The organism is Undibacterium sp. 5I1, from assembly GCF_034314085.1.
Taxonomy (GTDB): domain Bacteria; phylum Pseudomonadota; class Gammaproteobacteria; order Burkholderiales; family Burkholderiaceae_D; genus Undibacterium.
Genome location: NZ_JAVIWI010000001.1, coordinates 310094 through 332802 on the forward strand (window position 1 = coordinate 310094; position 22709 = coordinate 332802).

Annotated in this window: 21 protein-coding genes; 7 read left to right on the plus strand and 14 right to left on the minus strand. The window is 46.8% G+C overall.

Features of this window, described 5'->3' with window-relative positions; all coding sequences use genetic code 11:
* Positions 1–11 precede the first annotated feature (11 nt).
* From RGU72_RS01310 to RGU72_RS01320, 3 genes are all read left to right on the plus strand, one after another.
* Positions 12–821 (plus strand): class I SAM-dependent methyltransferase, encoded by an 810-nt coding sequence (locus RGU72_RS01310; protein WP_322118028.1) that lies wholly within the window; start codon positions 12–14, stop codon positions 819–821.
* A complete protein-coding gene (gene rnhA, locus RGU72_RS01315; protein ID WP_322118029.1) occupies positions 814–1248 on the plus strand; it encodes a ribonuclease HI in 435 nt (144 codons plus the stop codon). The genes RGU72_RS01310 and rnhA overlap by 8 nt, the downstream gene beginning before the upstream one ends.
* Positions 1249–1399: 151 nt before the next feature.
* Positions 1400–1996: a HupE/UreJ family protein gene (locus tag RGU72_RS01320; protein ID WP_322118030.1), complete on the plus strand. Its 597-nt coding sequence runs from the start codon at positions 1400–1402 to the stop codon at positions 1994–1996.
* Positions 1997–2302: 306 nt separating this feature from the next.
* Here the strand turns inward: RGU72_RS01320 and RGU72_RS01325 are convergent, their stop codons facing one another.
* The 13 genes from RGU72_RS01325 to RGU72_RS01385 all read right to left on the minus strand — a co-directional run bounded on the left by RGU72_RS01325 (position 2303) and on the right by RGU72_RS01385 (position 20124).
* Entirely contained in the window at positions 2303–2938 is a 636-nt protein-coding gene (locus tag RGU72_RS01325; protein ID WP_322118031.1) for a chloramphenicol acetyltransferase, read from the minus strand.
* 117 nt (positions 2939–3055) lie between these two features.
* The gene (tal, locus tag RGU72_RS01330; RefSeq protein WP_322121520.1) at positions 3056–3991 is read right to left on the minus strand and encodes a transaldolase; all 936 of its coding nucleotides are present in this window, start codon (positions 3989–3991) and stop codon (positions 3056–3058) included.
* 164 nt (positions 3992–4155) lie between these two features.
* Entirely contained in the window at positions 4156–5238 is a 1083-nt protein-coding gene (gene selD, locus RGU72_RS01335) for a selenide, water dikinase SelD (RefSeq protein WP_322118032.1), read from the minus strand.
* 583 nt (positions 5239–5821) lie between these two features.
* On the minus strand, positions 5822–7330 hold the full coding sequence (locus RGU72_RS01340; protein ID WP_322118033.1) for a DEAD/DEAH box helicase: 1509 nt from the start codon (positions 7328–7330) through the stop codon (positions 5822–5824).
* Between the two features lie 356 nt (positions 7331–7686).
* Entirely contained in the window at positions 7687–8949 is a 1263-nt protein-coding gene (gene bcsZ / locus RGU72_RS01345) for a cellulose synthase complex periplasmic endoglucanase BcsZ (protein WP_322118034.1), read from the minus strand.
* A gap of 384 nt (positions 8950–9333) precedes the next feature.
* On the minus strand, positions 9334–9516 hold the full coding sequence (locus RGU72_RS01350) for a hypothetical protein (protein ID WP_322118035.1): 183 nt from the start codon (positions 9514–9516) through the stop codon (positions 9334–9336).
* Positions 9517–9644: 128 nt separating this feature from the next.
* Complete coding sequence (gene fabI, locus RGU72_RS01355; protein ID WP_322118036.1) at positions 9645–10427, minus strand: enoyl-ACP reductase FabI; 783 nt, start codon at positions 10425–10427, stop codon at positions 9645–9647.
* Between the two features lie 585 nt (positions 10428–11012).
* The gene (locus RGU72_RS01360; RefSeq protein WP_322118037.1) at positions 11013–12713 is read right to left on the minus strand and encodes an ABC transporter ATP-binding protein; all 1701 of its coding nucleotides are present in this window, start codon (positions 12711–12713) and stop codon (positions 11013–11015) included.
* A gap of 9 nt (positions 12714–12722) precedes the next feature.
* On the minus strand, positions 12723–13832 hold the full coding sequence (locus RGU72_RS01365) for an ABC transporter permease (protein WP_322118038.1): 1110 nt from the start codon (positions 13830–13832) through the stop codon (positions 12723–12725).
* 39 nt (positions 13833–13871) lie between these two features.
* Entirely contained in the window at positions 13872–14810 is a 939-nt protein-coding gene (locus RGU72_RS01370; protein ID WP_322118039.1) for an ABC transporter permease, read from the minus strand.
* Between the two features lie 32 nt (positions 14811–14842).
* On the minus strand, positions 14843–16684 hold the full coding sequence (locus RGU72_RS01375) for an ABC transporter substrate-binding protein (protein ID WP_322118040.1): 1842 nt from the start codon (positions 16682–16684) through the stop codon (positions 14843–14845).
* A 165-nt stretch (positions 16685–16849) separates the two neighbouring features.
* Positions 16850–18592 (minus strand): ABC transporter substrate-binding protein, encoded by a 1743-nt coding sequence (locus RGU72_RS01380; RefSeq protein WP_322118041.1) that lies wholly within the window; start codon positions 18590–18592, stop codon positions 16850–16852.
* A 1133-nt stretch (positions 18593–19725) separates the two neighbouring features.
* Positions 19726–20124, minus strand: coding sequence for a hypothetical protein (locus RGU72_RS01385; RefSeq protein ID WP_322118042.1), 399 nt, complete (start codon positions 20122–20124; stop codon positions 19726–19728).
* Positions 20125–20128: 4 nt separating this feature from the next.
* Between RGU72_RS01385 and RGU72_RS01390 the strand changes: the two genes are divergently transcribed.
* Positions 20129–20323, plus strand: a complete 195-nt coding sequence (locus tag RGU72_RS01390) for a TonB family protein (RefSeq protein WP_322118043.1) — start codon at positions 20129–20131, stop codon at positions 20321–20323.
* Positions 20324–20393: 70 nt separating this feature from the next.
* On the opposite strand, the gene RGU72_RS01395 is transcribed toward RGU72_RS01390, so the two are convergent.
* Entirely contained in the window at positions 20394–20570 is a 177-nt protein-coding gene (locus RGU72_RS01395) for a hypothetical protein (protein WP_322118044.1), read from the minus strand.
* A gap of 25 nt (positions 20571–20595) precedes the next feature.
* On the opposite strand from RGU72_RS01395, the gene RGU72_RS01400 reads away from it, so the two are divergent.
* The 3 genes from RGU72_RS01400 (at position 20596) to RGU72_RS01410 (ending at position 22572) form a co-directional block, all read left to right on the plus strand.
* Complete coding sequence (locus RGU72_RS01400; RefSeq protein ID WP_322118045.1) at positions 20596–21468, plus strand: MotA/TolQ/ExbB proton channel family protein; 873 nt, start codon at positions 20596–20598, stop codon at positions 21466–21468.
* A 163-nt stretch (positions 21469–21631) separates the two neighbouring features.
* On the plus strand, positions 21632–22060 hold the full coding sequence (locus RGU72_RS01405; protein ID WP_322118046.1) for a biopolymer transporter ExbD: 429 nt from the start codon (positions 21632–21634) through the stop codon (positions 22058–22060).
* An 83-nt stretch (positions 22061–22143) separates the two neighbouring features.
* A complete protein-coding gene (locus RGU72_RS01410; RefSeq protein ID WP_322118047.1) occupies positions 22144–22572 on the plus strand; it encodes an ExbD/TolR family protein in 429 nt (142 codons plus the stop codon).
* Positions 22573–22709 lie beyond the last annotated feature (137 nt).

A 22709-nucleotide genomic window follows, 5' to 3' on the forward strand; every position in this document is an offset into this window, starting at 1 on the left:
TAAATTCCACAATGAATACAGATAAAAATTCCATTATAGACCTAGGCACCTGGCTAGCACAGCCGTCCGGTGCTTACATCATGCAATGGGAGCAAGCTTTGCTGGATCGTTTAACGGTGGATATTTTTGGCTTCAATGCTTTGCAGATTGGTTTGCCACAAATCGATGCCTTAAGCGCCAGCCGGATGCCGAATAAATGGCGCACCAATAACGTCTTAGTTCCACTCCAAGAGAATACTATTGTCATCACAGGCAATACTCAAACGGAAGAGAAAAATAGCCGCTCGCCTATTGTTGTGACACATGATTTTTGCGAATTACCATTTCATTCGCAAAGCATCGATTTAGTGGTGTTACCTCATGTACTGGAATTTGTGGCCGAGCCTCATCAGGTATTGCGCGAAGTAGAGCGGATTTTAATACCAGAAGGGCGCGTCATTATTTGTGGCTTTAATCGCGCAAGTTTATGGGGCGCAAGGCAGGCAGCCGGACGCATCGGTAAAAGTTATTTTTTACCGGAAGAAGGCGATTTTATTAGTGTGCCGCGTATGAAGGATTGGCTAAAATTATTAAATATGGAAGTCAATCATGCGGATTTCGGATGTTATGCGCCTCCATTTCGCACAGAAAAATGGCTCAACCGTGCCAGATTGATAGAGAATGCTGGCCAGCGCTGGTGGCCGTATTTCGGCGCGGTATACGCAATACAAGCAATTAAACGAATTAAAGGAATGCATTTGATTGGCCCTGCATGGAAGCACAAACGAGCAGCCTTAGGCAATGCCGTGCCGGTGGCCAATCGCAGCAAAAAAAATGGATAAGATAGAAATTTTTACAGATGGTGCCTGCAAAGGTAATCCTGGTCTTGGTGGTTGGGGGGCGTTACTAATCGCCGGCGAAAAAGAGAAGGAATTATTTGGCGGTGAGCGAGATACCACCAATAATCGGATGGAGCTGATGGCTGTGATCCAAGCTTTGGCTGTGCTGAAAAGACCATGCCAGATTGTGCTGCATTCAGATAGTCAGTACGTGTTAAAAGGCATTACGGAATGGATACAAGGCTGGAAGGCGAAAGGTTGGAAAACCGCTTCTAAGGCACCTGTAAAAAATGTCGATTTATGGCAGCAACTGGATGCCGCCCGCAGTGTTCATCAGATCGAATGGAAATGGGTCAAAGGACATGCCGGGCATCCGGGTAATGAGCGTGCGGATCAACTGGCGAACCGTGGTGTAGAAACTGTGAGATGAAGGGCGCAATGCGCAATCAGCGAGAAGCTAGCGAGAGGCCAGCGAAAAATTTGTAAGAAATCAGCGGCACGTTTTTTGCGTAAGTTAATTGCATTCTGCAAAATCACATTCGTTTGCGCCGACCCGGTGCATTTTTATTGAGGAGATCTAAGTGAGTAAGACACAAACTAGTTCAGTCCGAGGGATCGTTGTCGGCCTATTGTGCCTGATTAGCGTCTCTGCATTTGCGCATGATGGTGTGCATCATGACACCATGGGTTTTGTGGAAGGGTTTATGCATCCCTTTTCTGGTCTTGATCATTTGCTGGCAATGGTAGCGGTTGGCTTATGGGCTGCACAAAACCGGCAATCGGCGCTTTGGGTTTTACCATTGAGTTTTCCGTTAATGATGATCGCAGGTGCACTGCTCGGGCGATCCGGTGTCGCTTTACCGATGGTAGAAACGGGGATCGCGAGTTCACTTGCCATACTAGGTTTGCTGATTGCATTTGCAGTCAAGATGCCGGTCTGGCTGGCTGCAACGATGGTGTCTGTGTTTGGCGCATTACACGGCTATGCACATGGTGCTGAAATGTCGCCCAATGCTTCGATTGCGATGGCTGGTGCAGGTTTTGTACTAGCGACTTTGTTGCTGCATATTACTGGATTGAGTATCGGTTTATTTGCCAAGAGCGTACGGATGAAGTCACTGATCCAGCTTGGTGGCCGCGGTATTGCATTGACGGGAGCTTATCTGCTGGCGGTTTAATTCGCCGGGGATGATTGACTGTCGGTTCATATCGGTAAAAAGGACTATGAAAATTCATAGTCCTTTTTCATTTTGTCGTCACTGGTATTTAACCGAGATTTCCCATTAGGCGTACCAAAGGTGCTATTTGAGTGCTGACGGCGCATTTTCGGTCATTTTCGATGCTCTTCGTTACTGCTCATGGCTAGCCATGAGCGTCTTATTTACAATAAACTCAGATCAAAACTGCCTCGAAAAATACATCCGTCATCAACTCAAATCCTAATGGAAAATCTCGGTTTATTTCAAACTTAGCGCAAATTCGGTTTAATACTCAGTATTAAACAAATGCTCCAGCCCTTGTAAAAACTGATGCACATGATAGCCATCGACCAGGCCATGATGCACAAAAGTCGCAACAGGCATCATGAGTTTGCCATCTTGCTGAAAGCACTTTCCAACTGAAATTTTGGGGACGCTGTCCTTACCATCCAGATGTCGGGCATGTGTCAACCCTGTAAAACTGATCCACGGCATGGCTGAAAAATGGATCACGTCGTTACGGTTGGTATCTTCATTCAAACACAAGCCACTCGTCTCTTTAATTTTTTGCATAGACTCTTTTGCCCTAAGCGTAAACTTGATGAAGTCGGTATCAAAATTGATCTGACAAAAACCAAAAGTGTGATCAGCACGATTAATCGTCGCATTGGCGTGGATGGCCGCATAATCAATCACCTTGCCCGACTCAATCCGGTAGCGCATTGCCTCGGTTTGGTTAACTGCTTGTAATATGCTGTGCAGGTAGAAAAGAAAAAAAGATTGCTGTTGCTCTTTGCAATGTTGATAGGCGAGAGAACAATCGATATTGGCTACCAACCCATGAAAAGGCTCATCTAGTTTTGAAAAAAACTTAAAGTGTTCTCGCCTGTTCCAGGTGGATAATTCTATGATTTTATTCATGTATTCTTCCGTCCACTACATTTAATTTAGTCAAAAGATAGTTAAAAACTGAGACGAAAAAATGGGGCAGTGTTTGCCCCATTTACTTTAAACAGTCATATTTTTAAGCTATTGTTTTCAAGCCATTTCAGCAATGATCTGTTCCAGCTTCACTGTATCTGCACAAAATGCACGTATCCCTTCGGATAATTTTTCGGTTGCCATCGCATCTTCATTTAACTGGAAGCGGAAAGTTTTTTCATTAAGACTAATTTTTTGCAGATCAGATGCTAGTGCCGCTTCTTTGTTTAATTTTGCGCTGATCGTATTGGTCGTATCGGCTAATTTTTGCAGCAAATCTGGACTGATCGTCAGTAAATCGCAACCGGCTAACTCCAGTATTTGTGATGTATTACGGAAACTCGCGCCCATGATTTCTGTGTCATAGCCAAACTTGCGATAGTAGGTATAAATCTTTTTTACCGACAGAACGCCAGGATCATCGGCACCGAAAATTTCTTGTCCTGTTTGCTTTTTATACCAGTCGTAGATGCGGCCTACAAACGGGGAGATCAATTGCGCACCAGCTTCGGCACATGCAACTGCTTGCGGCAAGCAGAATAGTAAAGTCATGTTGCAGCGTATACCTTCTTTTTCCAGAATCTCTGCTGCGCGTATGCCTTCCCAGGTAGAGGCAATTTTGATCAGAATACGTTCGCGGGTAATGCCTGCTGCTTCGTATAAAGCAATGAGTTTGCGCCCTTTCGCAACCGTGGCTTCTGTATCAAAAGATAGACGTGCATCGGTTTCAGTGGAGACCCGGCCCGGGACGATGTTCAAAATTTCTAAACCGAAAGCGACGAGCAAATGATCGATGATGTCATCGCTTGCTTTGCCAGCATGCGCGCTGACAATTTTTTCTAACAAGGGACGATATTCTGCTTTCTGGACGGCTTTTAGTATCAACGACGGATTGGTCGTCGCGTCTTGCGGCGCATAGGCTTTCATGGACTGAAAATCGCCTGTGTCGGCAACTACAGTTGTGTACTTTTTAAGTTGTTCTAGCTGATTCATCATGATTTATTTTAAAGCTCTGAAAAATTAAGATTTAGGACTTATGCAAAATTGTCCCAGCAAGGCGTAGCGACGAAGATAGTACTTTGGTGCAGCTAGGAGCTATAACGCAGCTGGGGCGGTTTTGCGTGAGTCCTAAGATTAATAAAAAACCGAGATACTTCCTATAAGCCAACAAAGACATTTGCTGCATCACCAGATTTTGCAACGATATCACCGATGACGGCAGCATCAAAAAAATTGTCTGCTTTAAATAAAGCCAATACATCCTCCACCGCATCGGCCGAGCAGGAAACTAATAAGCCTCCCGAGGTTTGCGGATCGCTGAGCAGCGCCTGTTGAACTGGGCTGATACCCTCCGCCAACACAACATCATGTCCGTAAGCATCCCAGTTGCGAGCGGAGGCACCCGTGATAAATCCGGCCTCTGCCAATTGCTGCACATCCGGTAAAAGCGGTATGTGCGACATCGTCAATTGGGCGGACACATTCGCGCCACGACAGACTTCTAACAGGTGTCCAAGCAAACCAAAGCCTGTGACATCGGTGACTGCGTGTACTGCACTCATATTGGATAATGCCATGCCGGGCCGGTTGAGCTTGGTGGTATTGGCAATCATGCTGGCATAACCTGCCTCGTCTAGTGCTTGCTTTTTGAGCGCTGCTGACAAAATGCCCACACCCAGCGGTTTGCCGAGGACGAGTTTGTCGCCGACTTTGGCATCGGCATTACGTTTGACTTTGGATGGATGCACTAAACCGAGTACGACTAAACCATAAATTGGTTCGACTGAATCAATCGTGTGACCGCCCGCAATCGGGATACCTGCTTCAGCACAAATGGATTCTCCACCCGCAATGATTTTACCGATGACCTCAATTGGCAATTGATTGATAGGCATGCCAACCAGTGCCAGCGCCATAATCGGAGTGCCGCCCATCGCATAGACGTCGGAGATAGCATTGGTGGCAGCGATTCGACCAAAGTCATATGGATCGTCCACGATCGGCATGAAAAAATCCGTAGTGGCGATCAGTGCTTGCTCGTCATTGAGTTTATACACGGCAGCGTCATCGGCGGTTTCTATGCCAACCATCAGGGCAGTCGGCACGGGGAAGCCAGTCGATTTTTTTAAAATCTCAGACAAGACGCCTGGCGCGATTTTGCAGCCGCAACCGCCACCGTGTGAAAAAGAGGTAAGCCGTATCGGGGATGCTGGTGCCTCGGATAATACTGTTGATGTCATATAAATTGAGTAAAGAGAATCGCGTTGGTTTTATCAGTGATGACAAAGTTGAATTACAGGCACCATACTAAACGAGATGCACAGCCTCTGTCCAAAGCTGCACAGTGATACTCACTATAAGTGCTTGCAGAGCATAGTTGAAGCACCTGGCAAGGTAGGACTACGCAAAAACGCCCTAGCTGTGTTGCGGCACCTAGCTATACATTAAACTACTGCCTTCGTCGCTGCGCCTTTGCCGGGATAACTTTGCGTAAATCTTATAGTGTATTGATGTTATCAAGCTTGTAGTAGGAGCAGTTTATGAGTTTTTTTTGATGAGGTGTGCGTCAGTCGATATGCCGCAATTATTTTTGGTATTAAATATACTATGGGTATGTATATTTTAATCGTCCATATAATAATTGGACAGTAGGCAGTGTTTATGTATTTTGGTAGGGGAGTATATTAGTTTTGAGTCTTGGCGGATACTCTGAGACGGGCGAGATTACTTTTTTACGTTTACTTTTGATGTCCATAAAAAAAGCGACCACAAGGGTCGCTTTTGTTCGCTGCCGACAAATATTTGCCGATGCATTTACCAGTATTAACGATCGCCAAATGAGCGACGTGCATTGCCAGTATCGCCAGTACGATTACCTTTGTAACCACCTTCGCTACGTGGCGCGCCGCTCGTGCTGCCAGCTGGTTTGCTGAATGTGCGTTGTGCTGGTTTGTTCGCGCCATAACCACTACCTTCGCTACGATTGCCGTTCGCGCTGCTGCTGTTGCCAGAGCCAGCGTTATTGCCGCGATAGCCACCACCACTGCTGTTACCACGGCTGTCGCCTGGACGCCAGCCGCTTGGCTTGCGTGCAGCACTATGCGATGTAGATGCTGTTTTCTTCGGCTCAAAGCCTTCGATAATTTCGACAGGAATCAATTGCTTAGTGAAACGTTCGATACGCTTAACGTTGATACCTTCAGCATGATTTACCAGAGAAATTGCAACGCCATTGCGACCAGCGCGGCCAGTACGGCCAATACGATGGACGTAATCTTCCGGGAACTTAGGCAAGTCGTAGTTGAATACGTGTGTAATCGCTGGAACGTCAATACCGCGAGCAGCGACGTCAGTTGCCACCAATACGCGGACTTGTCCACGGCGCAGAGAATCTAATGTGCGGTTACGTGCACCTTGATGCATGTCGCCATGCAAAGCGGCAGCAGCAAAACCGGCGATGTTTAAACGATCAGCAATGGTATCTGCATCACGTTTAGTCGCAGTAAAGATAACAGCCTGATCAACCGTTTCGTCACGTAACAAGTGGTCTAGCAAACGATTTTTGTGAGACATGTCATCGACAAAGTGAACTTTTTGCTTGATGTTTTCATGCTTACTTGCAGAGCCAGCGATCTGAATGACCATAGGATCTTTAGTGATGCGACGTGCCATGTTACCGACTACGCCATCCAATGTTGCAGAGAACAACATGGTTTGACGTGTTGCTGGTGTTGCTGCAACGATTTTTTCGATGTCATCGATAAAGCCCATATCCAACATGCGATCAGCTTCGTCTAATACCAAAATTTCTAATTCGGAGAAATCAATTTTGCCGGATTCCATATGGTCGATCAAACGACCTGGAGTAGCGACCAGAATTTCTGGGTTGCGGGACAATAATTGCATCTGCTTTGGATAAGGCATACCACCCAAAATCGACACTGCTTTAACGCGCTTCATATAGGCGCAGTATTTATCAGTTGCTGTCGTTACTTGCAGAGCCAATTCACGTGTCGGTGTCAGTACCAACATTTTTGGTTTCGCGGCAACAAAGCGTGGGCGATCACCGCGTGCACGTGCTGATTGTTGTGCTTGATTTGGCGTTTTGCCGGCTGTTTCTAAGTCGGTTTCTGCTGCACTTGCGAACTTGTGCAAGGCTGGCAACATGAAGGCGGCAGTTTTGCCTGAACCAGTTTGTGAAGATACCAACAAATCACGACCACTAATCGCAGCAGGAACAGCTTGTTCCTGAACGCTTGTAGGTTTTGTATAACCAGCGTCAGTCAGGGCGCGGATAACGGACGTGTGTAGGCCTAATGCTTCAAAAGTCATTCTAATCTTTCGTTAAAAATCAGCGCAGTGCAAATACAATGCGCATAAAAAAGCAACGCTAACCAAACGAAATGAACAAAGAATACCAAGAAGGAAACGATGAAATTTCGGCACAAAAAGCTTTGCGCCGGGATGATGTCCAAAAGGTCGTACTGGACATGCAGGGCGGGAGGGCTTTTACATCGCATCATTTGTGATGTCACAAATGTGCAGGGTTTGCGGTGCTGCAAATTAATACTTAGTACACTGAAACTTGTGCTGCAGTGCAAGGACGCTATAATACAGTATTTCTGTAGAAAAAGCACGGATTTGTGATTGAAGGCAATGAATAAATCCAATTTGTCAGATTAACAGTTTTATTTTCCGCAACTGGATTTCCATTGAGGCATTAAATTGCCATTTGCGTGAAATTGATAACGCTGTTCTTGCCAGCCAAGTGCATACATCGCAAGCACTTGATCGTAATAGGCGTCTGGTTTAATGAGCAAGGCAGAAATTCTCAGATTTTGTTCTTCCCATGCTTTTTTATAACCGGTAGTTTTTAAAAACGGTAGCATCGCAGCCGAGAATCCGGTGGAGCCGGGTTTGTTGATTTCTCCAGTGCTCACGTTAATAAATTCTGGCGGAAACGCTTTGTTCTCCACCAGACTTGCCATCGGTTTGAGCGCTGTAAGAAGCGCTTTTTTATACGGTTCCTTCTCTGGCAACATTCCTGCCCATAAATAGACACGGATCGCATTGTAGCCGCCGTTACCTTTTTCCTGACCTTGGCTATCGATAACATATCCTTTCGCGCTGTCATAAAGAATCCAGTCCGGGCTATAACCTTTGGGTGACGCACCGATAATGATTTGCGCCGAGGAATGTAATAACTTTTCCCAACGCTCATCCTGACCATTGTTGGCAAACCAGCGCATGACTTGGATTGGTGTGTAGCTAGGATTGAGCTTCCAGCTAGTTGTTGTCGGCGTAAACCCCGATGGTGCTGGCAATAGACTCAGTCCTAGCTTTGGCAGGTCTGCGGTTTCTTCCCGCAGAATACGTTTACCGATCAATGTTGATAATGCCGTGTATCGTTTGTCGTTCCAGAGAGTGCCTGCTTGACCCAAGGTATAGGCGAGCCAGAGATCGGCATCTGATGCAGAATTCTGATCAATTACCCCCCAGCTACCATCGTCTTTTTTACCCCAATACCAGGCCGGTAAACGCGCGGTAAGATCGCCGCCGGCCAAGTTTGCTTCTGTCCATTTTAATAAGAAATCAAAGCTCTTCTTATCATTAGCGACCAGGGAAAAAAATAGTCCATAAGCTTGCCCTTCGGAGGAACTATGAAATCGCGGTGTGCTGGCATCAACGACCCGTCCGCCTTCATTAATAAAATTCTTTTTGAACGCATCCCAAGCTGGCCAGTTTTTTTCACAATTACCGGCTGCGATCGCTGTCTGTGGCAAGAATGAAATGAATAAAACCAATAAACTAAAACTCTTCATAGCGAATAGTAATCGTCGTAAGCGAGCAAAAAATTTTCCATATGCGTAGTGCAGCACGAGCAATGCTTGTTTGAGCTTGGCGCTCTTCATGTTCTTCGTACCAAATCGAGGGGCTGGTGCAGCAGTCATTATCTTGTTTCAGGAAATTGCTTGGTCTGGTCGCATGCAAAGGCATTTGTTGGCATTTAGCGTCTAGTCGAACTTACGCAAAACGGCATACGCAAAGGGGTTTGCGGAAAAACGACTGAAGAAAAAGCATTCAACTGCGTTGCAGCGTTTAGTCGTACTAAAGACCGTCTTCGCCGCTACACTTTGCCGGGATAAATTTTCGTAAGTTTGACCTAGTTTATATTGAAAGAGTCTGAAAATAAAATCTTCCCTAGCTTTTTTAAGGTGATATTTTTTGCCCTCGCCAGCCCGGTGGCGCAGGTCGCTGCCGCTGATACGATTTCGGTCGCAGTTGCGGCTAATGTGCAATCTGCATTTGATGATTTGAAATTTGATTTCGAAAGTTTAGCCCACCCAACGTATTTGGTCACTGGCTGGAAATCGCGCTAGGTGGACACTGATATTTAGTTTTGTTGGCTTGGTCGCTGGTCCGGTGATTTTTAGCTTGCCGTTGATGGTGCATCCTTTGCAGTCTGGCTTACAGAATTTACCGGTGTCAGTGATCGAGGCATCGTGTACTTTAGGCAAGTCTGATCTGAACAGTCTGTTTCGTGTTTTATTGCCGTTTTTAGGTTGAACGCAAACGTTAGGTCAAATAAAAAAGGGAGCGGGCGAATTTACTTTGCCTTTGCTCCCTTGTTTTTTAGCTGGACTGCTTATTCGGTGATGATACCCATTACATGCGAAAAGCCACCGTCAACATACGTAATTTCGCCAGTAATGCCAGCTGACAGATCGGATAGCAAGAAGGCTGCGGTATTGCCCACGTCGTCGATGGTCACATTGCGGCGCAGGGGTGAATGTTCCGCCACAAATCCTAATAATTTACTGAAATCTTTAATACCGCTGGCGGCTAAAGTTTTGATCGGACCGGCAGAGATACCATTCACGCGGACGCCGCGCTTGCCCATTGATTCCGCCAGATAACGTACCGATGCTTCCAGCGATGCTTTAGCTAAACCCATTGTGTTGTAGTTAGGAATCGCTTTGATCGCACCAAGGTAAGACAAGGTCAGCAGAGCAGCATCTTTACGCAGCATCGGTAATGCGGCTTTGGCCAGTGCAGGAAAACTGTAGGCGGAAATATCGTGGGCGATTTTGAATGACTCACGTGACAAGCCATCTAAAAAATCACCTGCAATTGCTTCGCGCGGGGCAAAGCCAATTGCGTGCACCAGACCATCCAGACCATCCCAGGATTTGCTTAAATCTGAAAATACTGCATTGATTTGCTCGTCGCTACCAACGTCGCAATCAAATACCAGCGCGCTATCAAACTCTTTCGCAAATTCGGTAATCCTGTCTTTGAAACGCTCACCTTGATAAGTAAAAGCCAGCTCCGCGCCTTCACGATGACAGGCTTTGGCGATGCCATAAGCAATAGAGCGGTTTGAGAGCAAACCAGTGATCAGGATTTTTTTGCCTTGCAGAAATGCCATATTAACTCCATGGGGTAGTCCATTGTTTCTGCGGCTTACAGGCCAAAATGGCTTGTGGAGGCGCATATTGATTGGACTAAGGTTATGGGAACTTCTAAAATCCATATCGAGTATCAGTTAGTAATCGATCTCGATCAATAGGTTTTAAAAAAACTCCTTGGGTATTCAGCGTTGAGATTGCCTTCGTTTTACTCGCATGCAACTGTGAACAAATTAGAGTAACTCCTCAACAGGACGGAATTGTAGATGGTAGTCGTCTAGTCGGCAAATTTTTTCACTCTTGTATCTGCCCAAAATTGGCGTTAGCTACTACAGCAGTGAATCTGAGGTGGTATTCATCAGCTTATATACAGGTAAATATTGATACTCCCTATTAGTATATTTAATTGTCCACAGAATTATTGGACAATAGGGCGTATTTTATAAAAAATAGGGGGAGTATCCTTAATTTCTTCAATAGAACTTGTGCAAAAAAATGAGGTGCTAAAGGAGATTGTCCGTTTTACGCAAGTTCCTACTTCCCCCTAAGTCCGATGCCAGCGGATTGCCGAAGTGCTCAGTTTAGTTTACACACAAGTCTGCAAACTAAGCGTGTAAGCCGCGGGGGATCGCATTCAGCAAGGTCTTGGTATAAGCCTGCGTAGGATTGCGATAAAGCTCATCTGAATTTGCCAGCTCCACGACTTTGCCCTTATTCATCACCATTACCTGATCTGCAATGTACTTCACGACGGCCAGATCGTGCGAGATAAAGATATACGACAGGCCAAATTCTTCCTGTAAATCTTGCAGCAGGTTCAGTACTTGTGCCTGCACTGAGACGTCTAAAGCGGATACCGATTCGTCGCAGATGAGTATTTCTGGCTTCATCGTCAGGCAGCGAGCGATGGCAATACGCTGGCGTTGTCCGCCAGAAAACTCGTGTGGATAGCGATGGAAGGCGATTGCTGGCAGACCGACTTTTTCCAGCAAGGTATAGGCCATTTTTGCGCGTTCACTATCATTGGCACCGATGCTATGGATTTGCATTGGCTCCATCAAAATTTGTCCAACCGTGAAGCGTGGATTGAGCGACGCATAAGGGTTTTGGAAAATGATCTGGATGCGGCGCTTGTACTGCATAAAATCTTTGTTGGACATGGACAAAATATCCTTGCCTTCAAAGATCGCCTGACCGGCCGTTGCCTGGTGCAAGCGCATCAGCGTGAGGCCCACGGTTGTCTTGCCAGAACCGGATTCGCCGACGACACCCAGAGTTTTTCCGCGCGCCAGTTTGAAGGAAACATCTTCTACTGCCCGAAATTCTTTTTTGCCGAAGAAGCCTTCACGGGTGTAAAAACTTTTACCCAAACCGCGCACATCGAGCACGATATCTTCGTCGCCGTTTAATCCACGCGGCCGCTCTTTATGTTCGATAACGATGCTGCCGGTTTTCTCGATATGGCTCATAAAATCTGCAATTACCGGTAAGCGCCATGGACGCGAATATAAGGATGGACGGCAATGCAGCAGCGCCTGGGTATAGGTATCCTTTGGTGCCTGGAATATCTGTTTGACGTCGCCCGCTTCGCGGATTTCGCCGCTGCGCATGACGATCACTTTATCGGCAATCTCGCCAACCAAGGCCAGATCATGGGTAATAAACAGCACGGACATATTGTGCTTTACCCGTAATGCCTCGATCAGATCGATGATTTGTTTTTGTATCGTCACGTCGAGCGCGGTTGTCGGCTCGTCCGCGATCAGCAATTTAGGTTCGCAGGCAATTGCCATCGCAATCATTACGCGCTGTTGCTGCCCGCCGGACATCTGGCTAGGGTAGGCGTCAATTTTATTAGCAGGGTCGGGGATGCCGACTTCTTCCAATAAGGCGATGGATCTTGCGCGTGCTTGCTTGGCGTTCATCCCCATATGTAGTTGCAAGACTTCGCCGATCTGGAAGCCGACCGTAAACACCGGATTCAACGAAGTCATGGGCTCCTGAAAAATCATGGAGATGTCTTTGCCACATAATTGGCGACGTTCTGCGAGGCTTAAATCAAGCAGGCTGCGACCTTCAAATGTGATCTTGCTGTCTTTCGCAATACTGGAGGTATCGGGTGGTAGCAGACCCATAATCGCCAGCGAGCTGACGGATTTGCCGCTACCAGACTCACCGACCAGAGCGACGGTAGAGTTACGCGGAATATCGAAGGAAATCCCTTTGACAGTTTCTACGCTTTCTTTTTTATTGATACGGAAAGAGACGCGCAGATTTTCTACTTTTAATAATGATTCTTGGCTCATGGTCTGTCCTTATTTCAGCTTAGGGTCGAGCGCATCGCGCAAGGCATCGGTGAACAGCGAGAAGGCTGTTACCAGCACCGCCATGGCTGCGGTCGCAGCCACTAGCTGCCACCATTTACCCAAGATTAGTTCGTTTTGTGCTTCATTGAGCATACTGCCCCATGACACCACACCGACTGGGACACCAAAACCGAGGAAACTCAAAATCACTTCAGACTTAATAAATCCGACTACCAGAATAGATACTTGCACCAGGGCCACATGACTGACATTAGGGAAGATATGAATAAACATTTTACGGAAATGTGATGCACCAATCGCGTCGGCTGCCCAGACGTATTCACGATTTTTATGCTTCATGTATTCAGCCCGGATCAGACGGAAAGGTCCAGTCCAGCCGGTAAATGCCAGAATCAAAATGATGGTCGTCACACCTTTTTGTTGCAACACGGCGGCGACCGACAAGATCAATAGCAAGTAAGGGATAGAGGTAAAGATGCTATAGAACCAGTTAAACAGATCGTCCACACGACCACCAAAATAACCGGAGATAGCACCGAATAAGGTACCTAGCAAAGTCGCCAGAAAAGCCGCTACCAGACCGACCACAATCGAGGTTTCTGCTCCCTTAATCGTTTTCTTAATGATGTCATGACCCCATTTATCTGCACCAAAGGGGAGGGTTGGTACCCGTTCTGCGACGACCGCTTTGCCTTTTTTCGCCAGCTCGGTATAAATTTCTTTCATCTCTGTTGCCAGAGGATCGGGAACACCGTATTCATTGACGCTAGGTGGTTGTTGGTTGCCCGGCGTTTTACGCAGTTCGCGCAAAACATCCGCTAACGGATCAAGCGGATTTTCTGGTGGTGGTGCTTCGGCTTTTACTGCTTCAGTTTTCACGGCATCAGCACCGATAAAACCGGGCGGCGCATAGCTCACCGCAATTTCTTGCTCCCAGTCAGAGGCGATTAAGCCACTGGCGGATAGCACCAGCACGACTAAAAAAGCTGCCACAACGGACAGGGCAATCATGGCGATTTTGTCTGCTCGTAAGCGACGCCATGCTAAGGCCCACAAACCTGGAGAAACTGTTTGATCAGTTGAATTTTTTGAATTCATTGAATTTGTTGATATTGACGTCGACATTCTTTTTTGGCCTTATTTCAACTGAACTCGTGGATCAACCGCTTGATACAACAGATCGGCTAACAAATTAAATAACATCGCGGCTGCGGCGACGTACACCGTCACTGCTTTGATCAGCGGAAAATCGCTACTATCTACGGCAGCAATCACCTCGCGGCCGATGCCTGGGATGGAGAAAAAGCGCTCAATCAAAAATGAGCCAACAAGTAGGGCAGGCAAATTTGACATCACATGAGTAATGATAGGAATAGAGGCGTTGCGTAACACATGCACCCACTTAATCCGGCTCTCGGATACACCTTTGGCGCGTGCTGTGCGCACATAGTCCTGGTTAACTTCGTCCAGCACAAAAGTGCGGAATAGACGCAAGCTCGGCGCGACGCTGACTGCCAGTCCGATCAAGATCGGAAGGGCGGAATACTTGAAAAGATTTTCTGCAAAGCTATTGCCCCAACCCTGCACAGGAAACAATCCTAGCTTGTAAGCAAAAAAGTATTGGCCAACAATGATATAGACCAGAATACTGATCGACATGCCAACCGTACATGCCACCATCACACTACGGTCTGTCAGACTGCCGCGTTTGAATGCAATGCCTAGCGCCAGCGCAATCGCAAATAGCGTTTCGAGAATAGTTAATGGTACTAATACCGTCAGCGATGGTCCCAGGCGCGTAGTAATGATGGATGAGATGGCTTCACCGGTACTCCAACTGGTACCAAAATTAAAGGTCACAATTTGCTTAATGAAAATACCCAGTTGTACGTAGTAGGGCTGATCTATCCCAAGCTGAGTACGGATATTGGCGATCTGTGCGGCGTTCGACATTTTGCCTGCGAGGATGTAGGCGGGATCGCCGCCCACCCAATTGAATAAGAAGAACACCAGCAAAATTACCCCCAGCATAGTGGGAGCCATTTGCCATAAGCGACGCAGGATATAGGCTGTCATGGAATACTTTCTAACGATCTAAAGGAGCTTATTTATTTACTTTTTTCGACATCGAAAAACATCCATTCACCATAAATGATGGGATGCTTCTTGTAGCCGATAACGCGTGCTTGTGCCAGCATATTTCTATAGCGTGCGAAACCCATCATTTGTGCGGTATTGACTTCCATGATGCGTGCCATCTTGTGATAAAGCGCATCGCGTTCCTCTCCGGGAGGGAGTTTCTGAGATTCTTCATACAATTTATCGTATTCAGGCAGTTTGACGCAGCCATTATTAGTGCTACCAATATTCGGGCCGTAATACAGTTGCATGAAATTATCACCGTCGGGGTAGTCAGCAATCCATGGCGAGTTGCGAGTTTGAAGCTGACAGGTTTTTTCCGCTTTTAGCATCTCAGAGAACTGGACTAAGTCCTCTTTCATTTTGATGCCAATCGAGTCGTAGGTTTTTTTCCAGACCTCGGTTTGTAATTTGCCGACTGCTCCGGAGCGGGCTGTGTAGCGGATTTCTAGTGGCTTACCATCGGGCAGGGTACGAAATCCATCCGGGCCTTTTTTGTAGCCAAATTTATCTAGTAAAGCATTGGCTGCTGCGACGTTATATTGAATGCTATTTTTATAGTTGGCATCATATCCAACAACGCCAGGTGGAATCGGGTAATCAAGCTTGACCGCATTGCCGTTATAAACGATGTCGATTTCTTCCTGAATATTATGTGCAAGTGCTACCGAGCGGCGTAAGGCAATTTTTTCTTTACTTAATCCGCCCCAAACCGGGTCTTGCATATTCCAGTAATAAATACTGGTTTCCGGATCCGGGATGCGTGATAACTGGACTCCCTTTTTGACTAATGCAGGTTTTAATTTGCCGTTGTCTAGCGCCTGAGGTGCCAGCGGACCTTCGAGTTCAAAGATGTCGATTTCACCGCCTTGGAAAGCTAACCAGCGCGACTGATCTTCTATCATGACATTAATTTCTATGCGTCCAATCTGCGGCATGCGCTTGCCCTTCATCGCCGCCATGATTTTTTGATCCTCAGGACTAGCTCCGCCTTTGAAGTCCCAAACATCGCCCCGATAATCTGGATTGGCTAACAAAATGATTTTGGAGCCACGTACCCATTCATCCAATGCCACCATATAGGGGCCGGTGCCAACGGGGTGGCCCATAACTTGACCTTGTAAGTCCTGATATTTTTCTATTACTTCCCGCGCGACCGCCCCGGTCGGGTTGTGTGCCAAGATCAAACCAAGATTGAAGTCCGGGCGGGTGAGATGAATGCGTAGAGTGTATTTGTCTACCAGCTCCAGACCAGCGATTTTTGTATCGTAATTAAACTTGTTGGCCTTTTTGGCTTGCTCGGCCAATTCATCTAATCCAACAATTTTCCCCGACAATAACCAGGAGTGAGGTGAAGATAATTTGGGGTCCATCAATCGCTTTAGCGTGTAGATGTAATCCGCCATGGTCAATTCACGTCTTTTGCCATTGAAGGCATCATCAGGCGTAAAGTAAATCCCTTTTTTTAATTTGATGGTGTAGGTTTTTGCGTCGGCAGAAACCTCTGGCATGCTCTCCGCTGCGCGGGGGATCAGTTTGACCGGGCTTGCCAGGTAGTCATAGGAGTACAGAGTTTCAAAGATGACATAGTTGACACCGTTTGAGTACAAGTCTTTTGCCGCGCCGGGGTCGAAGCCAGTTTCAGCGACATTGAATACCCATTTCAACACTTTGTCAGGATCTGCAGGATTAGTAGCGGCGACAGCTAGTTGTGATGAGCCGATGGAAATGAGGCTAGCAGAGAGCGCTATTTTGCTGAGATGGCGTTGATACTTTTTAAAGAAAGTGTGCATAACTGACTGGGATTTCATTATTACTGGGTCTCCTGCTTAAGTGACCGATTAGGACATTTGATACAACAGTTTGCTGGCATAAATATAGGTGTCATATATAGGTTTCATATATGGGCGGCATACATATTTTCGCCTGCCAGCATATTAACTATGATTGTGTTTAACTTGATTAACAATTCGTACTTAATGTGGAGCAACGTCAAGGTACATCCAGTCTGAATGGACGATAGGATGTTTTTTAAATCCTTGTATCCAAGGTCTGATTAAATAGCTCCGCACCCTGATGGAATGCATAATCCACGGCGTATCAGCCTCCATTTGACGACTCATTTGTGAATACAATTTGTTGCGTTCTTCACTTGGCGGTAATGAGATCGCTTTCGTATATAGGGCATCGTAGGCTGGTGACTCATAGCAAGCGTGATTGCCTTGACCAGATTTTGGTCCGTACAGTAATTGAAGGAAGTTTTCGCCATCAGGATAGTCAGCGAGCCACGCGCCGCTCCACATCACGAGTTTACAAGCACTAGCTGCTTTTAAATTGTCTGCAAAATTGCTGACCGAAAAATCCATGTGAATGCCGAGTTGATCCATCCCACGTTTAAATATCTCGGCCTGTACTTTATAAATATTAGCTGGCTCCATCGTTTTTTTAATGACTAATGGTGAGCCATCGGGCATCGTGCGGAAGCCGTCAGCACCGCGTTTATAGCCGAAATAGTCTAATAGTTTATTTGCTAAGGGAATATCGTAAGCCAGGCTGCTGCGGTATTTGGGATCAAAGCCCACGACATCGGGTGGAATCAGGCTTTCAGCTTTGATCGCTTGTCCTAAACGCATTTGCGCAATCTCGTCTGTGTTGCTATATGCCATCGCAATCGCACGCCGAAGGGCAATTTTTTCTTTGGTATAACCACCAACGATGGGATCACGCATGTTGAAGAAACTGAATGTCGTGCCTGCATCTGCTACGCGCTCCATCTTCACGCCTTCTTCGATAAAAGACGCTTTTAATTTATCGCCATTCAGTACAACCGGTGCAGCGATTTGCGGCATTTTGTCGACATCGATTTGCTTATCCTGGAATGCTAGCCAGCGCGATTGTTCTTCTTCGATGATGCTGATTTCCACTTTGCCGACTTGCGGCATCTTCTTACCCTTCATGACTTTGACTATTTGATCGTCCCAGTCTGAACCAGAGGACTTGAAGTCCCAGACATAACCGCGGTATTCAGGGTTTGCGCTCAGAAATATTTTGCTACGCGGTAGATATTTTTCCAGCATATAAGGACCGGTACCGACTGGATGCATGCCAGTTTGATTACCATAACTTTCAATCACCTCCCTTGCCACCGCACCAAAGCCTGAGTAGGCGACTACATATAAGAAGTTATAGTCAGTTTTTTTCAGTTCAATGCGCAACGTGTATTTATCAATTGCCCTTAGTCCGGCAACTGGCATGTCGTAGTCAAATTTGTTAGTTTTCTTCGCTTTCGCCTGAACTTCATCCATGCCCACAATTTTGCCATCAATGAAACTGGCGTGAGGCGACCGGTTAGCGGGATCAAGTATGCGTTTAAAGCTGTAGACATAGTCTTGCGCAGTCAACTCATGCTTTTTACCTTTGAACGCCTCATCCGGTGAGAAGTAAATACCAGGAATGATTTTGAAGATAAATACCTTACCCTCATCACTTACCTCCGGCATTGCCTCAACCGTCTTCGGTACTAACTTAGCTGGACGTGCCAGATAGTCATAACCAAGTAGTGGTTCAAAAATCGCATCAACTACCCAACCAGAATAGTGATTTTGTGTTTTTGCCATATCAAAACCATCATCTGCACCCTCAAAAGCTTGCCGCACAATTTTATTGGGATCTGCTGGGTTGCTTGCTGATGCTGGTGTAATCCCGGTTGCGTAGCTCAAAGAAATTAATCCTATGAGGCTAAGTACATGCAGTTTTGATTTGAATTGATACAGCATCTTGCAACACCTCTTGATTAATTGGTTGTGGCTCTTTTACTGCAACGGGCATTTATTATGAACATGGCTCTAATATGCCGACTTTGATGCTGCGATCCTGATACTTCGTACGCTATTTTGAGGTGTTATGTAATAGACGTGATGGAGGAGCATCAATACTTAGAACCTAAAAAATCCGTAACCATAGCGTAAGTCACGGCGATGTGACACATGCTGTAAAAATATTTATCTTATTTTTCCGCACTAAAAAAGCGCGATTTAAACAGAAATATTAAAAACACATCACATTAGAGAGCCGTTGACTAAGTTTTGATGTTGTTCTGCACCAAAATGAATATTTGAGAGCGCGCAATATACAACTGATTATCGAGTGTTTTAGGCGAGAAAAAAAATTTTATTCTGATTGTTTGTGCACAGCAAAATAAAAACGACTTCTCTTAAAATTCTGCTATCTACGCACCAAATTTTTGCTGCACAGCACAAATTAAATGCGTCGCTAAAGTCGAGATTTAGCTATGAAAAGTGGCCTGTTGTTTTTTAGGGAAATCAAAAAAATCGAGTATTGACAGGCCAAGCTTAGAAGTGGTTCCATGCGCCATCAGAAATTTTTTGATTCTTTCATTTTCACTTTTTAGGCAAAAACACAGCTTTTTTTACATATTGATAAGCCGTAAATGCTTTCTTATGAATCAATAGCTGATCAGATTTGATATGGCGCGTATTTTGCTAAGCATTTAAATCTAAATAAAGGAAAAAGCGTAACAATTTCCTGGAGGTTTGTTTTGTTCTATTTGCTTAAAATAAGATGAAAGAAAGGGTACGCAAACGGTTGCTTAATCATATAATGCATTTTTTTAGTAAAAATATGCTGCATAAAATTAAGTAATATTGTTCTGTCAGGACTGCGTAAATTGTATTTTTTTATGGTTCTTTTAGATTGATGTTTATTCATCTACTTGGGTCGATTAGCAACAAATAATATGTTGTGGTATTCGGAGGATGTTAGGTATGGATTTTTCAAATCACCAGCAAGAGCCGGGCAAGAAGGTGTTCGGGATAGGGCTGGTAATCGCATTTCACATATTGCTCGTGTATGCCCTGATCAACGGACTCGGCGTCAAAGCAGTCGAATACATCATGAAGCCGATGGAAACCAAGCTGGTCGAAGAGATCAAGCCACCGCCACCGCCGCCAGATGTACCGCCACCGCCACCGCCCAAGCTGATGGCACCGCCGCCGCCGTTCATACCACCGCCAGAAGTCCAGGTGCAACAACAGGTCGTCACGCCCAACACCATCACCCAGGTATCCCAGGTCAAGCCGGACAGCAATGTCCTGCCTAAAACGGTCGCCCAACCTGTTGTCGAAAACAAACCCGCCGGTCCCTCCATGGTACCAGGGGTGATTGACTTCAACGCCGCCGGTTGCAAACCAGAATACCCAAGAGCCTCGTTACGCAACGAAGAAACCGGCACCGTCATGCTCTCCGTCGTCATCGGCGCTGACGGCAACGTCACCGACGTCAAGATCGACAAATCCAGCGGATTCAGAGGACTCGACAACGCCGTACGTGCCCAATTACTCTCCGGCACCTGCAAAAACAAACCCGGTACCGTGGACGGCAAGCCCCAAACGACCACCACCAAAGTGCAATACGTCTGGAAGCTCGACTAAGACTGCCTAAGACATATTGGAAATAAACACGAGAAATACCAGCAGTACCAAGAAACACACCAAACCTGGGTCAGCCAAGCCACACGCCAAGCCAGCCCGGGTCAGCACTACCGAACAAAGCAATACTAGTAACTCTTACAGTAAGTCTCGCAGTAACTCTAAGTAAGGCCAAGCAAACGCCAGCCAAGCCAGGCAAACGTAAGCCAACCCAAATAACAGCAACAGTAACAACAACAGCATTTGACATGCCAATTTACGAAGGAAGTACGCACATGAAATTCAGTCTGAAAGCCCTCCTGGCCGCCGCCGTGATTACCCTCACCACCAGCGTCGTCACTGCCCAAGCCCAAACACCAGAAGCCAGTGCTCCTGCCGCCTCCGCCAGCGCCGCCGCACCAGCTGCAGCCGCCCCGGCAGAAGCCCCAGCCGCCACTGACCTCACACCAGCCGCAGCCCCAATAGACAAAGACAAAGTCGTTGACAACCCATACGGCCTCGACGCCCTCTGGAAAGGCGGCGACTTCGTCACCAAAGGCACACTCTTCCTCCTGTTCATCATGTCCATGGGCAGCTGGTACATCCTCATCACCAAAATTATTGACCAATTCAAATTAGGTGGCCAAGCCAAAGAAGCGCAAACCAAGTTCTGGAAAGCCGCCTCCGTCAACGCTGGCGTCACCAGCCTCAAAGAAGGCAGCCCATTCCGCTTCATCGCCGAATCCGCCACCAAAGCCAGTGACCACCACGAAGGTGCTCTGTTAGAACAAATTGACCTCAACTCCTGGATCTCCATGTCCATCCAACGCGCCGTCGACAAAGTACAAAGCCGTCTGCAAGATGGTCTGGCTTTCCTCGCCACCGTTGGCTCCACCGCACCATTCGTCGGACTGTTCGGAACGGTATGGGGTATTTACCACGCGCTGACCGCCATTGGTGCAGCAGGACAAGCCTCCATTGACAAAGTCGCCGGCCCAGTTGGTGAAGCCTTGATCATGACCGCCATTGGTCTCGCTGTGGCGGTTCCAGCCGTACTCGGTTACAACTTCCTGGTACGTCGCAACAAAACTGCCATGGAAAACATCCGTGCCTTCAGCGCTGATCTGCACTCCGTCGTCTTGTCTGGCGTGATGTCCAAAAAAGCCTAAGTCCTTACTTGGCATAGGCAACAAGGCTGCAAAAGACCGCAGCCAAATTATTGCCAAAACGCGTACAACAGTAAGCAACACCAGAAGAGGTGGCAGTGCCACCTCCTCCTGAACGAAACACAAAGTACAGTCTCAGTATCTGTCATCTGAAAGAGAACACACTATGGCAATGGCAATCGGCAACGATGGTGACGGCGAAGACGAAGTCAACAGCACCATCAACACCACCCCATTGGTCGACGTCATGTTGGTCCTGCTGATCATCTTCCTGATCACCATCCCAGTCGTCACCCACACGGTTCCGGTCAAGCTCCCCGCGGAAATTAACCAACCGTACAAAACTAAACCAGAAAACATCACCATCGCCATTAACAAAGACGGTGACATGTTCTGGAACGAAGCCCCGGTCGCAGACACCAATGTTTTATTTGAAAAGCTCAAAGCGGTCACGAACCAGGTACCACAACCGGAACTCCATATCCGTGGTGATCAAAACACCCGCTACGAATTTGTCGGCAAAGTCATCCTCACCGCCCAGCGCGCCGGGATCGCCAAAGTCGCCTTTGTGACAGAACCACCGCCGAAGAACTAAGTAAGAGCGAAGCTAGAGCGACGCAAGAGCAACGCAACGACGGCAGTCACCAGCGGTAAGAGTGAAAGAACGAAAGGAATAGTATGGGTATGCAATTAGGCTCAGGCAACTCGAGCGAACCGGAAGTCATGATCGAAATGAACATGACCCCCCTGATCGACGTCATGTTGGTCTTGATTATCATGTTAATTATTACCATCCCAATTCAGAACCACGCGGTCAATCTGAATATGCCGGTGAATTCACAATCCAAACAGACTGAGCCACCAGTGGTGATCTCAATTGACGTCGACTTTGATGGCACGGTGCTGTGGGACGGTGTAGCGATTCAGAACAATGCCGAGTTGGAATCCAAACTGACGGCAGTGGCGGCCACGCCGAATCAACCGGAAGTGCACTTACGTCCGAACAAGCTGGTACCGTACAAAGCGGTGGCACATGTGATGGCCGAGGCGCAACGATTGGGTGTCAATAAGATCGGTATGGTTGGTAATGAGCAGTTCTTGAAGTGAGTTAGATCAGTGAAATTCAGTATTTACTCCGCTTCTCACTGCGTGAACCAGAAAATCTAAGGTATTATTCAAAATTGGCAGGGTTACTCCTGCCTTTTTTCATTTTGGTAAAGCTGCAATTTTAAAATTCATTAAAT

What these genes read in the sequence shown, in the direction of transcription:
- RGU72_RS01310 (WP_322118028.1), top strand. Translation starts at nt 12, where the DNA reads ATGAATACAGATAAAAATTCCATTATAGACCTAGGCACCTGGCTAGCA.
- rnhA (WP_322118029.1), top strand. Translation starts at nt 814, where the DNA reads ATGGATAAGATAGAAATTTTTACAGATGGTGCCTGCAAAGGTAATCCT.
- RGU72_RS01325 (WP_322118031.1), bottom strand. Translation starts at nt 2,938, where the DNA reads ATGAATAAAATCATAGAATTATCCACCTGGAACAGGCGAGAACACTTT.
- tal (WP_322121520.1), bottom strand. Translation starts at nt 3,991, where the DNA reads ATGAATCAGCTAGAACAACTTAAAAAGTACACAACTGTAGTTGCCGAC.
- selD (WP_322118032.1), bottom strand. Translation starts at nt 5,238, where the DNA reads ATGACATCAACAGTATTATCCGAGGCACCAGCATCCCCGATACGGCTT.
- RGU72_RS01340 (WP_322118033.1), bottom strand. Translation starts at nt 7,330, where the DNA reads ATGACTTTTGAAGCATTAGGCCTACACACGTCCGTTATCCGCGCCCTG.
- bcsZ (WP_322118034.1), bottom strand. Translation starts at nt 8,949, where the DNA reads ATGACTGCTGCACCAGCCCCTCGATTTGGTACGAAGAACATGAAGAGC.
- fabI (WP_322118036.1), bottom strand. Translation starts at nt 10,427, where the DNA reads ATGGCATTTCTGCAAGGCAAAAAAATCCTGATCACTGGTTTGCTCTCA.
- RGU72_RS01360 (WP_322118037.1), bottom strand. Translation starts at nt 12,713, where the DNA reads ATGAGCCAAGAATCATTATTAAAAGTAGAAAATCTGCGCGTCTCTTTC.
- RGU72_RS01365 (WP_322118038.1), bottom strand. Translation starts at nt 13,832, where the DNA reads ATGAATTCAAAAAATTCAACTGATCAAACAGTTTCTCCAGGTTTGTGG.
- RGU72_RS01370 (WP_322118039.1), bottom strand. Translation starts at nt 14,810, where the DNA reads ATGACAGCCTATATCCTGCGTCGCTTATGGCAAATGGCTCCCACTATG.
- RGU72_RS01375 (WP_322118040.1), bottom strand. Translation starts at nt 16,684, where the DNA reads ATGAAATCCCAGTCAGTTATGCACACTTTCTTTAAAAAGTATCAACGC.
- RGU72_RS01390 (WP_322118043.1), top strand. Translation starts at nt 20,129, where the DNA reads ATGCTCTCCGTCGTCATCGGCGCTGACGGCAACGTCACCGACGTCAAG.
- RGU72_RS01395 (WP_322118044.1), bottom strand. Translation starts at nt 20,570, where the DNA reads ATGTCAAATGCTGTTGTTGTTACTGTTGCTGTTATTTGGGTTGGCTTA.
- RGU72_RS01400 (WP_322118045.1), top strand. Translation starts at nt 20,596, where the DNA reads ATGAAATTCAGTCTGAAAGCCCTCCTGGCCGCCGCCGTGATTACCCTC.
- RGU72_RS01405 (WP_322118046.1), top strand. Translation starts at nt 21,632, where the DNA reads ATGGCAATGGCAATCGGCAACGATGGTGACGGCGAAGACGAAGTCAAC.
- RGU72_RS01410 (WP_322118047.1), top strand. Translation starts at nt 22,144, where the DNA reads ATGGGTATGCAATTAGGCTCAGGCAACTCGAGCGAACCGGAAGTCATG.